Below are 13,596 nucleotides of genomic sequence, written 5' to 3'. Positions count from 1 at the left end.
GTTAGGATGGGGTAATACGGATATTCTGTAAGAGTTTATAGGATTCAAAAATGCATTTTAAAGGAAGGAAGATAACAATATGAATGTTGCTCAACAAGGGTCTAAAACAAGTTTAGTTAATGACTTTGACGCAGTCATCATTGGCGCAGGTTTTGCAGGAATGTATATGCTTCACAGTTTACGTGAAGCTGGTTTTTCTACTAAAGCATTTGAGGCAGCGGAGGATGTCGGAGGAGTATGGTATTTTAATCGCTATCCTGGAGCACGTTGTGATATTGAAAGCATTGTATATACCTACTTATTCTCTGAAAAACTCTATCAGGACTGGACATGGACTTCTAGGTATCCAGATCAGCCGGAGATTCTTAGTTATCTCAACTACGTTGCGGATAAGCTTAATCTACGGAAGGATATTCAATTCAAAACACGCATTCACGCTGCTCATTATGATGAGGCAAACGAGAATTGGCGGATTTACTTAAATGACGGCACTAGTGTTACAGCTAAGTATTTCATCCCTGCGGTAGGCGGACTCTCAGCTACCAATGTTCCTAATTTTAAAGGATTAAATCATTTCAAAGGTGAATGGTATCATACAGGGAACTGGCCTAAAGATGAAGTAGATTTCAATGGTAAGCGTGTTGGTGTCATCGGCACTGGATCAAGTGGAGTACAAGTAATACCAATAGTTGCAAAAGAGGCTGAGCATTTAACCGTTTTTCAACGGACGCCCCAATATATGTTACCAGCAAGGAATCATCAGCTTGACCCTGAGTTTATCCGACAAACAAAAGCAGACTATAAAGAAATTAAGCAACAAGTTCGAAATAGCGCGACAGGTGATTTAAGGAAATCTATGAATTGTTCGGTTTTTGACGTAACCAAAGAAGAGCGATTGCAAGCACTTGAAGAAGCTTGGGAAAAAGGCGGGTTTATTCCAGGTTTTACCGATGTGTTTACCGATGAAAAAGCGAATGAAACGGTTGCTGAATTTCTTCGTTCTAAAATCTCTGATATTGTCCATGATCCTGAGACAGCGGAAAAATTAATGCCGACTTATTATTACGGGACGAAACGTCAAGTTTTAAACACCGATTATTTAGAAACCTTTAATCGTGATAACGTCACCTTGATTGATGTAAAAAAGGCGCCTATTGAAGAGATTACTACCACGGGTGTACGAACAACCCAAAAGGAATATGAGTTGGATATTCTTGTATTTGCTACAGGTTTTGATGCGATTACTGGCCCCTTGTTTAAAATGGATATTAGGGGTAGAAACGGAATCTCATTAAAGGAAAAATGGAAAAATGGAGGCCAAATAAGCACATATCTCGGACTTGCAACTAGTAATTTTCCTAACCTATTCCTGATTACTGGACCTGAAAGTCCTGCGGGATTTACCAACAACGTCGCCGTGATTGAGTCAAATGTTGAATGGATTATTGAGTGTGTGAAATATCTCCGTGAACATGATCTAAATACAATTGAGGCGGAAAAGGAAGCAGAAGCTGGGTGGAGTAAATCTGTTGCAGATCTAGCTAATAAAACACTTTTTGTTAAAACAGAGTCATGGTGGACAGGGGCGAATATCCCAGGTAAACCAAGAGGGTTACCTCTTTATTTAGGAGGGTTTAAGAAATACCTTGAGATTTGTAAAGAAGTTGAAGATAAGGAATATGAAGGGTTTTCTTTATTTGCTAATAAAAGAGAGAAGGTACATCCGTCAAAATGAATCGATAGATTAATGTTTGATTGGTTGAAAAAGGAATATTTTAGTAGAAGGTAAGGTAGGTCTCATTGTATACCAAAAATTAAACTAATTCCCTCCGAACGTACGTTTAGAGGGAATTATGAAAGGAAGTGCTTCATTTGCCTGAATTATTACCAGAGTCAAAAATATATATTGAAGGGTTTAACCTAGTATTGAAGAACCTGTCGCTCGGACATCAAGCAGTCCGAGATCTGTTTAAGAAACCTTTAAGTGACCGTGCAGATTTTGGAAGGCTTGCAAAAATCGAAGATAGGTTCATTCCTGTCGATCAGGATGCGAATATAAAAATTAGAATTTATACACCCAATGTAGAAGGCCCTTTACCTATTTATATTTATTACCACGGGGGCGGTTGGGTCCTGGGGGATATTGAAACTTGCGATAAAACTTGCAGAATGATTTCCGAGCTAACTGAACGTATTGTGGTATCAGTAGAATATAGACTTTCCCCAGAGTATAAGTTTCCTATTCCAGTAAATGACTGCTATGCGGCACTAGAATGGGTAAGTGAAAATGCTGAGACAATCAATGGGGATGCCTCTAACATTGTCGTTAGCGGTGAAAGTGCTGGAGGAAACATGGCTGCAGTTGTTTCTATGATGGCTAGAGATCAAAATGGACCGGATATTACTGCACAAGTCCTAGTTTATCCAGGTACTAGTTTTGATTTTAACACGAAGTCTTATGAAGAATTCGAAAACGGATTCGGTCTGAATAAAGATTTGGTGATTTGGTTCGCGAATCATTACATTAGAGATGAAAGAGATAAAAATGAAAAATATGCGGCCCCATTACTAGCCGACGATTTAAGTGATTTACCACCAGCACTCGTGATCGTCGCGGAAGTTGATGTACTTCGTGACGAAGGATTAGCTTACGCAAAACGATTAAAAGAGGAGAAAGTCCAAGTTGAAACGATCTGCGAAAAGGGTTTAGTTCATGGGTATTTTGCGAACGTTGAAATCTTCCCTAAACAAATAAAGAATACCGTTACTAATATCGCTCGGTTTCTTCATGAGCAAAAACAAAGCAAGCTATTAAGTTCAGAAAGTTTAAAATAGCGGCAACAGCCCTGGCATCTAACAAAACGAGTGCGGGGCAACCTTCAGTGAATTTCTAACTGTATGTCATTGAGCTTTCAGATCTAAATCTATGTATTTAATTTTAAGTTAAAATCAAATATTGGAGGGAATAACAATGGATATTTTTACCTTGGACGGAAAAACTGCAATTATCACTGGAGCTAATGGAGGGATTGGAAAAAGCATTGCTAGGGGATTCGCTAATTACGAATGCAATATTGTGCTATGCGACCTTGCATTGACAGATATTGAAGGATTTGCCGAAGAACTAAGAGAAAAGGGAGCGAAAGTATTAGTTGTTCAATGTGATGTGACAAACCCTAATGATATTAAAAATGTGATAAACAAGACCCTTGAAAAGTTTTCCACTATTGACGTACTAGTTAATAATGCAGGAATCACATCGAAAAGAATGCCGGCAGAAGAGTTTCCGTTAGAGGTCTGGCAAAAGATTTTGGACGTAAACTTAACGGGTGTCTTCATGTTTACGCAAGAGGTGGGAAAAGTCATGTTAGAACAAGGCAAAGGTTCAATCATTAACCTTTCTTCAGCTGCCTCCCAACAAGCTGTAACTGGTTCACTTGCTTATAGTGTTAGTAAAAGTGGAGTAAACATGGTGACTAAGTCATTTGCTTCTGAGTGGGCAGAAAAAGGGGTAAGAGTTAATGGAATAGCCCCTTACTATACTGATACTCCTATACTAGCAGCGATAAAAGAAATTGATAAAGAGTTTATGGAAAAAGTATTAAATAAGTCTCCAATGAGACGTATGGGAAAACCAGAAGAGATTGCAGCAGGGGTAATATTTTTAGCCTCTGATGCTTCATCCTATATGACAGGTGAAACAATCTCAATAGATGGTGGAGCGCAGGCGAGGGGGATGTAAAAATATCTTTAGTATTCTTCAGGAATTAGGGGCGATTTACTAGCCAAGTTACCGAGTTAAAAGGATGATCATGGATTCAATGAAATGAGTATCAAAGTAATGGGTGACAGTATACATTTCAAAAAATATGGTAAAAGAATCAAGCAACATTGTCCAAAGAAGATAATTAAACAAATCAATTGAACAAACCGACTGTTTAATTAACACAGTCGGTTTGTTTCTAACTCAATAGACTACCAATGAGCATCTCCCGGCCAGAGGAATAATATTAAAATCCTCTATAAAGATTTCGTGAAATGTGATAATATTAAAAATATAGTAAAAACATAAAATATTCAAAAAAATAAACAAGAAAGGCAGGTCATAATCTAGCGTAAATGTAATTAAAGTTTCAAAAAGTTGCAGCATGGATTTCAAAAAGGATGTTATAAAACGTTTCAACGTCATTGCTAGAGTTAGGGAGATTTTTTTTTAAGTAGTTAAAATTTAATAGGGAAAGAGAATAGGGGGAATAAGATGGAAGCTGCAATGAAATTAGCAAATAGTCCTGGTGTTTATATTTTTGCGTTCTTAGTGGTTATGGTTGTGATTTTCCAAGGGTTGACTTTTATTCGGCTCGCTAAAAAAACAAGCAAAAGTGTAGGGATGACGAAGAGTGAAGTGAAAAGTGCGCTTAAAGTGGGAGCAATTAATGCAATCGGGCCATCCCTAGGAATCATGATTATTGCTGTTTCGTTGATTACACTACTAGGTAATCCTCTTACGTTAATGAGGATTGGGATTATCGGATCAGCTCCGATTGAATCCATGGGTGCTGCTGTAGGTGCTAATGCGTTTGGAACAGAATTAGGTGCAAGCAATTTTAGTGAAAAAGCCTTCGTTACAGTTGTTTGGGTATTGTGTTTAGGTGGAGCAGGATGGCTTGTGGTCACCGCACTTTTTACAAAATCGTTTGGAAAATTAGAAAAAAAGGTTGCGGGGTCAAGTAAACGAAAAGGGACTCCCGTTATGGCAATTGTTTCAACGGCTGCAATGATCGGCATCTTTGCCAATTTATCATTCGGGGAAATGGTAAAAGGGCTTGATAGCACGCTGATTGTTGCTGTTTCTGTTGTCACGATGGTGGTTGTCACTCTGATTGCAAACAGTAAGAAGGGACTAAATTGGTTGAATGAATGGTCTTTAGGAATATCGATTCTTGTTTCTTTAGCAGTCGGTTATTTCACCCTTATTTAAAAATACAAATATTTAAATAACAGAAATTTAACTTGAGAATAAAGGAGTTGGTATGATTGGCCATTAGTGAAGAGGTATTGAAGTCTGAGGAACTTGAAGTAAAAGCAACGCTTGAAATGAATGATTTCCATGAAAAATCTCATTTTTGGGGTCGCCTTACGATATCGATGGTTCTCGTATTAACAATAAGCTTGTGTTTCTATCTTTCATTTGGATTAGGATTACATCCAGGTTGGCAACCGATTCTTGCAGGATTTGCTGCTTATGCTGCAATTGTTGGTGTCGCGTGGGTGTTTGAGCCCATATCCTACTATCCTACACTCGGTATTTCAGGCACCTACCAAGCGTTTTTGACTGGGAATATCTCAAACATGTGTTTACCTGCAGCTGCTGCCGCACAAAATGCGATTGGTGCACAACCAGGAACGAAAAAAGGTGAAATCACGGCTGCGCTAGCAATCGCGGCTGCATCTCTAATCAATATCACTATACTTATTCTAATTATTATGACTGGTTCGTATCTACTTACCATTATTCCTGCTACTGTCCAGGAAGTATTCGTCTATATATTACCTGCCATTTTCGGAGGGATATTTGCCCAGTTCGCAATCAGAAAGCCATTATATGGAGGAATTGCTTTGGGAGTTGCTTTTCTCACGAACTTCCTCCCGATGCCAGCCTTCTTTAAGGGAATCATTTGCCTGATCATTACGATTGCTATTTGTTATAAAATGGAAAAAATGAAAAGCAAAAAGGAGTTAACTTCTTAAATAGGGATGACTACTCACCTATTTTTGATTAAACTAAAAATATGGTAACCAGATAAGAGTCTTTAAAAGGAGTTGATTATTTGAGTAAAGAAGGATTATTGGCATGGCTAGAAGAAAACAAAAGTGAGTTTACAAACATGGCTCAGGAGATATGGGAAAATCCACAGCTTGCCTATGAAGAAACATTTGCTTCTGATTTACAAATGACAGCGTTGGAAAAGGCCGGCTTTCGGATAAAAAAGAAAATTGGTGGGATTGAAACGGCATTTGTTGCTGAGTATGGTTCGGGAAAGCCGATTATCGGAGTTTTAGGAGAATACGATGCTTTGCCAGGTCTTTCACAGAGTGTAAGTACAACGTATGACGAACTCGTTCCAAACGGCCCCGGCCATGGATGTGGTCATAACTTATTAGGGACCGCAGGAGTTGCAGCAGTAATGGCGATGAAAAATCTGATAGCAGAAAAGCAACTAGAGGGAACGATTCGTTATTATGGGTGCCCAGCAGAAGAAGTCCTTTCTGGTAAAACCTTTATGGCGCGTGAGGGGGTTTTTAATGACCTTGATTGTGCCTTAACTTGGCATCCTGGAACCTCTAATCTTGTTGCAAATATGAGTATGCAAGCGATGGTCTCTGTTAAGTTTCACTTTAAGGGAATTACAGCTCATGCTGCCGCGGCACCCCATGCCGGTAGAAGCGCCTTAGATGCAGTAGAGTTAATGAATATTGGCGCAAACTACATGAGAGAACATGTCTTAGATGGATCGCGAATCCATTATGTCATTACAAACGGTGGACTGGCCCCCAATATTGTTCCTGACAAGGCGAGTGTCTGGTATTACTTAAGAGCCGCTACGAAGGTTCAGGTAGATGAAATGCTAGTACGAATTAAAAAGATCGCCCAAGGTGCGGCGTTGATGACCGAAACAGAAGTGGACTCAGAAATTCTCGCGTTCGCTTACGAAACCTTGCCGAATGATACAATCAACGCCGTGTTGTATGAAAATATGAAACTAGCAGGGGCACCTGTTTTTACGGACGATGAGAAGAAATTCGCTGAAGAGTTAGTGCAAACAGTTGACCCGAAGATTGTCGCCACGTCTAAAAAATTACTAGGTGGGAATGTTCATGAGGTTTTGCCAACCTCTAATAATTACTTCGCTCATTTAAAAGGAGTTACGATCGGGGGATCCACAGATGTCGGTGATGTTAGCTGGATTACTCCAGTAGGCCAAATCATGACAACGTGTGCGCCAGTCGGAGTTCAGCTCCATTCATGGCAAGCAACCGCTTCACATGGATCATCAATTGGATATAAAGGAATGCACTTTGCTGCGAAAAGCATGGCATTATCCCTCTATGATATATTATTAGATTCAAGCATCATAACGAAGGCTCGACAAGAATTCACCGAGACGACAGAAGGAAAACCTTACATCCCAGGGATTCCGGATGAAGTAACACCACCAAAGTCCGCCGACCATCACACCAGAGTAAAAAAGTAAACTAGGGACGGTTCTAATGCTTCTTAAGGAAGCATTAGAACCGTCCCTTATTATTCCAGCTGATTAACCCAATTTTACCAAATCAATAAATGCCTCTACTTTATTATCTAAGAAACTAAGTGTCCCTTCGTCGACCAATTTCCCTGTTTGATCATCAAACTTCTGATTCGCACTACCAATCAGCACTTCATTTCCTCCAGGTGGAAGGATTTTAGCCTGAATACCAGGAGAGGATAGAATTTCACGTAGATGCATTTGCGCACGTACAGTTCCGAGCATTCCGAGGGTAGCGCCAATAGCCATTACTGGTTTGCCGATAAAGACCTTATCGACTCTAGAAGCCCAGTCTAAAGCGTTCTTTAAAACACCAGGAACCGACCAGTTGTATTCAGGTGTAATGATAATGACTCCATCAGCCTTGGCGATAGCCTCTTTAAAATCCTTTACTACCTGTGGTGGATTGTTTTCTTCATCTTGATCAAAGTAAGGTAAAGAACGGATATCGGCCAGTGTCATGTTTAATTTTCCTTGATATCGTTCTTCCATAGTTTTAAATAATTGCAGATTGTAAGAGTCTTTTCTTAGACTCCCTACGAGTGTAACGATATTCATGTTTGATTCCTCCCAATATTGTTCAGCACTTTTGTAAATGGTAAGTCGTTGCCTGCACAACGTCGAATAGTTCAATCATATAGAATTTTCATTATTCCAACAAATTTACTGCTTATTTTAAAAAAGAGACTTTCCGAGAATTGCATAATGCTAGTTCCGGGAAACCCTCAATTGGTGCTATTCAAAAGTTTTTGATACAGTTCAATCAAATAGCTCATATAAAAAACCATTCTTTATTGGCGCTTTTTAAATTGCAGATTGCCTTTTTAAATATAATCAGTCCATTTACCAACTCATATAGGGCATGCACGGGATAAAGCAAACCAAGAAAAACGAAAAAGGTTGGTATTTTTCAATTACTGGCAGGTACCCCGTCAGCGAGGAAATAAAAAATTCCATTAAGTATAATCGGTAGGCGCTTTGGTAAATAGAGCATCTGGATTTTAGACCTCAGTTTTCGAAAAGAGCTGGTGTTTCAAGATGCCTAAAAAGGCATTTAAAAATAAAACTATAAAGGTATAGAGAAAGAAACACTGTTAATCTTGAAAGTCCTTTATTATTAAAATTCATAAAATTCAGACAATAAAAAGGAGTTTTCAGAACCGAAGCAGAATATAATTGATAGCGCTTACAAAAAATTGACTCCATCGAAATAAATTTTATTATAAGGGAGGCATTTGTGGATGGTAGAAAGGCAACAAAATGTTCCGGTGTTTGATGCTGTGGTCGTTGGTGCTGGGTTTTCTGGATTGTACATGCTTCAGCGACTGAGAGAAGCTGGTTATTCGGTTCGAGTGTATGAAGCGGGGGAGGATGTAGGGGGAACTTGGTATTGGAACCGCTACCCTGGAGCGCGGTGTGACATTGAAAGCATCTATTATAATTACACTTTTTCAGAAGAGATTTTGAACGAGTGGACATGGAGTGCCAGATACGCTGAACAGCCGGAGATCTTAAGCTACATAAACTATGTGGCAGATAAGTTGGACTTGAGGCGAGACATCCAGTTTAATACACGAATCACAGCTGCCCGCTACAATGAACAAAACTGCAACTGGGAAATTCGAATGGACGATGGTTCTCTCGTGATCGCGGAATACTTCATCACGGCATTAGGTTGTCTTTCTGCTTCCAATGTCCCGGATTTAAAAGGCATGGATACCTTCAAAGGCGAGATGTACCACACGGGCAGATGGCCGCATGAAGAAGTAGATTTTAACGGGAAGCGTGTCGGTGTGATTGGAACTGGCTCCAGCGGGATTCAAGCGATTCCGGTGATTGCCAAAGAGGCCGGTCAACTTACCGTCTTTCAGCGGACGCCACAGTATAGTTGCCCAGCGCAAAATCATCCGCTTGACTCTGAAGTGATCAGCCAGACAAGGGAGAATTACGGAGAGCTAAAACAGCTTATGCGTTATTCGATGCATGGTGTACCGTCCGGACCTCGGATGCGTTCCGCCCTGGAGGATTCTCCTGAAGAACGGGAGCGCCTTTATGAAAAGGCTTGGCAGGAAGGTGGTTTATTTACACTAACCTACAACTACAATGACATTGGCATCCTGCCTGAAGCAACTGAAACGGCTGCATCTTTTATCCGCACCAAGATCAAGCAAGTGGTTCAAGATCATGATACAGCACAAAAGCTCATGCCGAGCTACTACTACGCAACCAAACGCCCGATCATCGATACCGACTATTTTGAAACTTACAACCGAGACAATGTCTCACTTGTTGATATAAAAGCAGATCCTATTGTCGAAATGACCCCGAATGGACTCAAAACAACAAATGCCGAGTATGATCTGGATGTCCTTGTGTTTGCAACTGGCTTTGACGCGATGACCGGTCCTTTGTTTAAAATCGATATTCGCGGGAAGAATGATGTCTCGCTGAAACAGAAATGGGAAGATGGAGCGAATTTAAAGACCTATCTAGGACTTGCCACATCAGGATTCCCGAACATGTTTATGCTTACCGGCCCACAAAGCCCATCGGTTCTCAGCAACATGATGGTTTCGATTGAGCAGCATGTGGATTGGGTTGCGGATTGTATTGGATATCTGCGCGAGCATCATTTGCAAGCCTTTGAGGCCACGGCTGAGGCGGAGGAATTCTGGAGCCAGCAATGTGCTGCCATTGCCGACATGTCGCTACTCTCTAAAACAGATTCTTGGTATATGGGCGCCAACATTGAAGGAAAGCCGCGGGGATTCCTCGCCTTTGCTGGAGGAGTTGGGCTGTACCGGTTAATTTGTGATGACGTGTCTGCCAGGGGATACGAAGGGTTTACCTCAGAGTTAGCGGCTGGTGCTAAGGATGAAGGATTGGTTAAGGAGGGATTTTTTATGGGGAATATTGATCCGCAAGCTTGGTTTATTTTAAAACAATTGGAATCTGCAGGTGCTCCGCCGATGGAGCAGCTGACTCCTGAACTAGCAAGAATGGGTGATTTTAGCCAGTTGGCAGGAATCCCAGAAGAAGTAGCCAAAGTAGAAAATCGGAGTATTCCAGTGCCGGGAGGGGAAATCGCTGTTCGGATTTACACTCCAGCAGGTGAAGGGCCATTCCCAGCCTTAGTTTACTACCATGGCGGAGGTTGGGTGATCGGGAACTTGGATACGGTTGACGTCCCATGCCGTCTGTTAGCGAACAGAGCCGGTTGTGTCGTTGTATCTGTCGATTACCGATTAGCTCCGGAGCACAAATTCCCGACGGCTGCTGAGGATGCCTATGCGGCTGTCAAGTGGGTCGTGGAAAATGCTGCTAACATTGGAGTCGACCCTGAACGAATTGCCGTTGGCGGTGACAGTGCGGGCGGAAACCTGGCGACGGTTGTGGCCTTGATGGCGCGTGAAGAGGGAGGGCCTGCGCTTGCTTATCAAATGCTGCTCTATCCGGTAACCAACCACTCTTATGACACAGACTCCTACCGGGAGAATGCAGAAGGTTACTTTTTAACAAAGAACACAATGGAATGGTTCTGGAACCATTATCTGCGTGATGAACAGGACGGACAAAATCCCTATGCTTCGCCTTTATTGGCAGAGGACTTAAGCGGACTTCCGCCGGCACTGGTGATTACGGCAGGCTTTGACCCGCTCCGTGATGAAGGAGAGGCGTACGCAGAACGTCTAAAAGCAGCAGGTGTACCAGTGGAAGCAACGCGCTACGATGGAATGATTCATGGATTCTTCTGGATGCCAGGGGTGCTGGCTGAAGGGAACAACGCCATCAACCAAGCGGCGAATGCTTTAAAGCAGGCTTTTAGTAGCGTCAAAACGGTATAGATTAATTGGAATTCTAGTTAAGTGCCAGACACCATCCAATAGGTGATCGTAGATAAGCTGCCCAATTATTGCTGGGCAGTTTTTTTGTTTGTTCTTTTACCCTGTCCTTTCTTCTCCTAAATCCCTATATAAAAAGTGAAGGGAGGTGAGGAAAATGGCACAAGCAATGTTGAAAGATTCTCGTATGACGTTAGTTTTTGAAACAGGCTTAAACGAAAAAGGAGAGCCGATTTTCAAAGGGAAATCTTACGCGAACGTCAGAAAAGAGGCGACAGCTGATCAGCTGCATCAAGCAGCAACAGCACTAGGAGGACTTAGCGCGTATCCACTTAGCTCGGTCGAGCGTACCGACAATCACGACATTATCTAATCCCTTTTTATTAGGGTAGGAAGGAGGTGAATAGGATGGCGAAGACTCTGGAATTACAATTTGGTACCGATCTTGGGAAAGTTGCTCGATTGACAGTGGACAATCCTGTTGAGCCGGTTGATGTAGCCGCATTAAAGCTGGCAATGGAATCGGTTATTGCTTCAAACGCATTTTTCTCGGCTTACGGAAATCTAGTTTCTGTTGGCGGTGCGCGCGTGGTTGAACGAAATGTCACAGAATACGAGATTATCTAATCATAAAAGGGCCGGATTCCATTGGGAACCGGCTTTTCCTATCTAAAACGGTGGTGGAAAACTAAGAGAAAGGAGGAAGGAACATGCAAGAGCTCATCCCATTAATAAGTGAAGTAGGTTTCCCGATTGTGGTCACCTTGTACTTGCTTCATCGAATCGAAGCCAAGCTCGACAATGTTGTCCAATCGATCCAGAACCTCCCCTATCAGATAAAGGAGAGCGAATATCACGATAGAAAAATTTTGTAAGCAAAGGGCCGAACCCTTTGCTTTTTTTGATAGATTTTCGATTAACGGTTTGCCTACTTAGATTAGGAAGCAGAAGAACCGTCCCCATGCAGTTAAAAAAATTCCTGTGTCATAAACCATGACAACTCTAAAGACACTGACGTGGCTTTGTTATAGATTTGGCTTATTAACTGTATACAGAACCTGTCACACAATCTTTGTAGGAGGTTTGAATGGTGAAAAAGAAAGATGAAAAATCGATATTAGTCCTTTCCACGCTATCGATGATTATTGCTTTTTCGGTATGGTCGATTCTCTCGCCGGTAGCTGGAAAGATTCAAGAAATGTATGGGTTAACAGGTTTGCAAAAAAGCATCCTTATTGCTACCCCTGTTCTGTTAGGTTCCGTGATGCGAATTCCTATAGGAATTCTTGCTGATCGATTAGGAGGAAGACGGGTTTATGTTTTTACCATGCTCTTTTTAACCCTCCCTTTGATAGGGGCAAGTTTCACTTCTTCTTATGAAGGTCTGTTATTGTGTGCGTTTTTCATTGGAATGGCTGGAACAACGTTTGCCGTCTCAATTGCTTACGTTTCAGGGTCTTATCCTCCTGAAAAACAGGGACTTATCCTTGGGATTGCTGGAATGGGGAATTTAGGGACGGCCGTAGCTAGTTTCCTTGCCCCACAAATCGTGAACCTATGGGGTCTCCCTTGGATGTTTCGAATTTTTGCCCTAGCGATTCTTATCATGTCGCTCATTTTCTGGTTCGGAACGGTTGAAAATGGGAAAGCCAATAATCGGAAAAAGCTAAAACACTCGTTGGATGTCATGAAGAACAAAGAAACCTGGGTGTTATCCGGCTATTATTTTTTAACATTTGGAGGGTTTGTCACCTTTGGCATTTATTTACCAATTCTATTCCAGGAGCTTCATCAATTAGATGCGGTCCAAGCTGGGAGCTTAACAGGAATTTTTGTCATTGGCGCCACGCTCATTCGGCCTGTAGGGGGATATCTTTCCGATAAGTTTGGGGCGGTCAAAGTATTAAATATTGTGTTTTCAACGATTTTGCTTACTTCCGTTTTGATGGCTTTGTGGCAAGGAAACGTTCTCCTGTTTATGGTGGCATGCCTGATGATGGCGATTATGCTTGGAACAGGGAATGGTGCGGTATTTAAACGAGTGGCGGAAGTGTCTCGGGGGAATATTGGAGCCGTTACAGGAGTGGTCGGTGCTGCAGGTGGCTTAGGCGGTTTTTTCCCTCCAATCCTATTAGGGATTTTTATGGATTATCTCGGTGAGTATACACTCGGCTTTGTCCTATTATCGCTGTTCGCACTTGTTTGCTTAGTTTATAACAGTGATAGAATTCGAGCCATACTCACAACCAAGAAACAAGGTCGGGTATCTAGCCTTTCTTAAAAGAACGCTTTTTTATCCGTCGATTTTGGCTTGAATCTTAAATGGAGAGCCTCATAACTTCATAAAACTCAATCCATGAGTTTGATAGAAAAATAAACGTCTGTGATAAAAAGAAATGATCATCTATGTAGTTCGTAACGGATAACAGGACGTATGGGAGCGATGG

The 13,596-nt window shown here is 41.6% G+C and carries 12 protein-coding genes and 1 pseudogene; 12 read left to right on the top strand and 1 reads right to left on the bottom strand.

The genetic code is table 11. The annotated features are described in order from the left end of the window. The first annotated feature begins 79 nt into the window (after positions 1-79). The 6 genes from BMX30_RS12480 (at position 80) to BMX30_RS12455 (ending at position 7,253) form a co-directional block, all read left to right on the top strand. Entirely contained in the window at positions 80-1,735 is a 1,656-nt protein-coding gene (locus BMX30_RS12480) for a flavin-containing monooxygenase (RefSeq protein ID WP_090745922.1), read from the top strand. 137 nt (positions 1,736-1,872) lie between these two features. After that, positions 1,873-2,835, top strand: a complete 963-nt coding sequence (locus tag BMX30_RS12475; RefSeq protein WP_244532592.1) for an alpha/beta hydrolase — start codon at positions 1,873-1,875, stop codon at positions 2,833-2,835. 136 nt (positions 2,836-2,971) lie between these two features. Next, entirely contained in the window at positions 2,972-3,742 is a 771-nt protein-coding gene (locus BMX30_RS12470; RefSeq protein ID WP_090745919.1) for an SDR family NAD(P)-dependent oxidoreductase, read from the top strand. A 516-nt stretch (positions 3,743-4,258) separates the two neighbouring features. Then, on the top strand, positions 4,259-4,978 hold the full coding sequence (locus tag BMX30_RS12465; protein WP_090745916.1) for a DUF5058 family protein: 720 nt from the start codon (positions 4,259-4,261) through the stop codon (positions 4,976-4,978). Between the two features lie 56 nt (positions 4,979-5,034). Next, on the top strand, positions 5,035-5,748 hold the full coding sequence (locus BMX30_RS12460) for a small-conductance mechanosensitive channel (protein ID WP_090745913.1): 714 nt from the start codon (positions 5,035-5,037) through the stop codon (positions 5,746-5,748). Between the two features lie 80 nt (positions 5,749-5,828). Continuing rightward, a complete protein-coding gene (locus tag BMX30_RS12455) occupies positions 5,829-7,253 on the top strand; it encodes an amidohydrolase (protein ID WP_090745910.1) in 1,425 nt (474 codons plus the stop codon). 63 nt (positions 7,254-7,316) lie between these two features. Here BMX30_RS12455 and BMX30_RS12450 read toward each other — a convergent pair whose 3' ends face one another. After that, entirely contained in the window at positions 7,317-7,865 is a 549-nt protein-coding gene (locus BMX30_RS12450; protein WP_090745907.1) for an NADPH-dependent FMN reductase, read from the bottom strand. Positions 7,866-8,548: 683 nt separating this feature from the next. Between BMX30_RS12450 and BMX30_RS24275 the strand changes: the two are divergent. The 6 genes and pseudogenes from BMX30_RS24275 to BMX30_RS12425 form a co-directional block, all read left to right on the top strand. Then, positions 8,549-9,196, top strand: a pseudogene (locus tag BMX30_RS24275) (flavin-containing monooxygenase); the annotation flags it as partial. Positions 9,197-10,210: 1,014 nt separating this feature from the next. After that, the gene (locus BMX30_RS24270) at positions 10,211-11,152 is read left to right on the top strand and encodes an alpha/beta hydrolase (protein ID WP_211482075.1); all 942 of its coding nucleotides are present in this window, start codon (positions 10,211-10,213) and stop codon (positions 11,150-11,152) included. 154 nt (positions 11,153-11,306) lie between these two features. After that, a complete protein-coding gene (locus tag BMX30_RS12440) occupies positions 11,307-11,522 on the top strand; it encodes a DUF1659 domain-containing protein (protein WP_090744103.1) in 216 nt (71 codons plus the stop codon). Between the two features lie 35 nt (positions 11,523-11,557). Further along, the gene (locus BMX30_RS12435) at positions 11,558-11,776 is read left to right on the top strand and encodes a DUF2922 domain-containing protein (RefSeq protein WP_090745901.1); all 219 of its coding nucleotides are present in this window, start codon (positions 11,558-11,560) and stop codon (positions 11,774-11,776) included. Positions 11,777-11,859: 83 nt separating this feature from the next. Beyond that, positions 11,860-12,024: a YvrJ family protein gene (locus BMX30_RS12430; protein ID WP_090745899.1), complete on the top strand. Its 165-nt coding sequence runs from the start codon at positions 11,860-11,862 to the stop codon at positions 12,022-12,024. Positions 12,025-12,236: 212 nt separating this feature from the next. Further along, positions 12,237-13,430 (top strand): MFS transporter, encoded by a 1,194-nt coding sequence (locus tag BMX30_RS12425; RefSeq protein WP_090745896.1) that lies wholly within the window; start codon positions 12,237-12,239, stop codon positions 13,428-13,430. Positions 13,431-13,596: the final 166 nt, after the last annotated feature.

The sequence above is a fragment of the Mesobacillus persicus genome, from assembly GCF_900109925.1.
Lineage (GTDB): Bacteria > Bacillota > Bacilli > Bacillales > Cytobacillaceae > Mesobacillus_B > Mesobacillus_B persicus.
The sequence above is the reverse complement of the archived record's forward strand: the minus strand, read 5'-3'. Positions and strand labels throughout refer to the sequence as shown.

Bases quoted from the DNA above. Each gene is read 5' to 3' on its own strand.
- BMX30_RS12470 (WP_090745919.1), top strand. From the start codon at position 2,972: ATGGATATTTTTACCTTGGACGGAAAAACTGCAATTATCACTGGAGCT.
- BMX30_RS12440 (WP_090744103.1), top strand. From the start codon at position 11,307: ATGGCACAAGCAATGTTGAAAGATTCTCGTATGACGTTAGTTTTTGAA.
- BMX30_RS12430 (WP_090745899.1), top strand. From the start codon at position 11,860: ATGCAAGAGCTCATCCCATTAATAAGTGAAGTAGGTTTCCCGATTGTG.
- BMX30_RS24270 (WP_211482075.1), top strand. From the start codon at position 10,211: ATGGGGAATATTGATCCGCAAGCTTGGTTTATTTTAAAACAATTGGAA.
- BMX30_RS12465 (WP_090745916.1), top strand. From the start codon at position 4,259: ATGGAAGCTGCAATGAAATTAGCAAATAGTCCTGGTGTTTATATTTTT.
- BMX30_RS12435 (WP_090745901.1), top strand. From the start codon at position 11,558: ATGGCGAAGACTCTGGAATTACAATTTGGTACCGATCTTGGGAAAGTT.
- BMX30_RS12480 (WP_090745922.1), top strand. From the start codon at position 80: ATGAATGTTGCTCAACAAGGGTCTAAAACAAGTTTAGTTAATGACTTT.
- BMX30_RS12450 (WP_090745907.1), bottom strand. From the start codon at position 7,865: ATGAATATCGTTACACTCGTAGGGAGTCTAAGAAAAGACTCTTACAAT.
- BMX30_RS12425 (WP_090745896.1), top strand. From the start codon at position 12,237: ATGGTGAAAAAGAAAGATGAAAAATCGATATTAGTCCTTTCCACGCTA.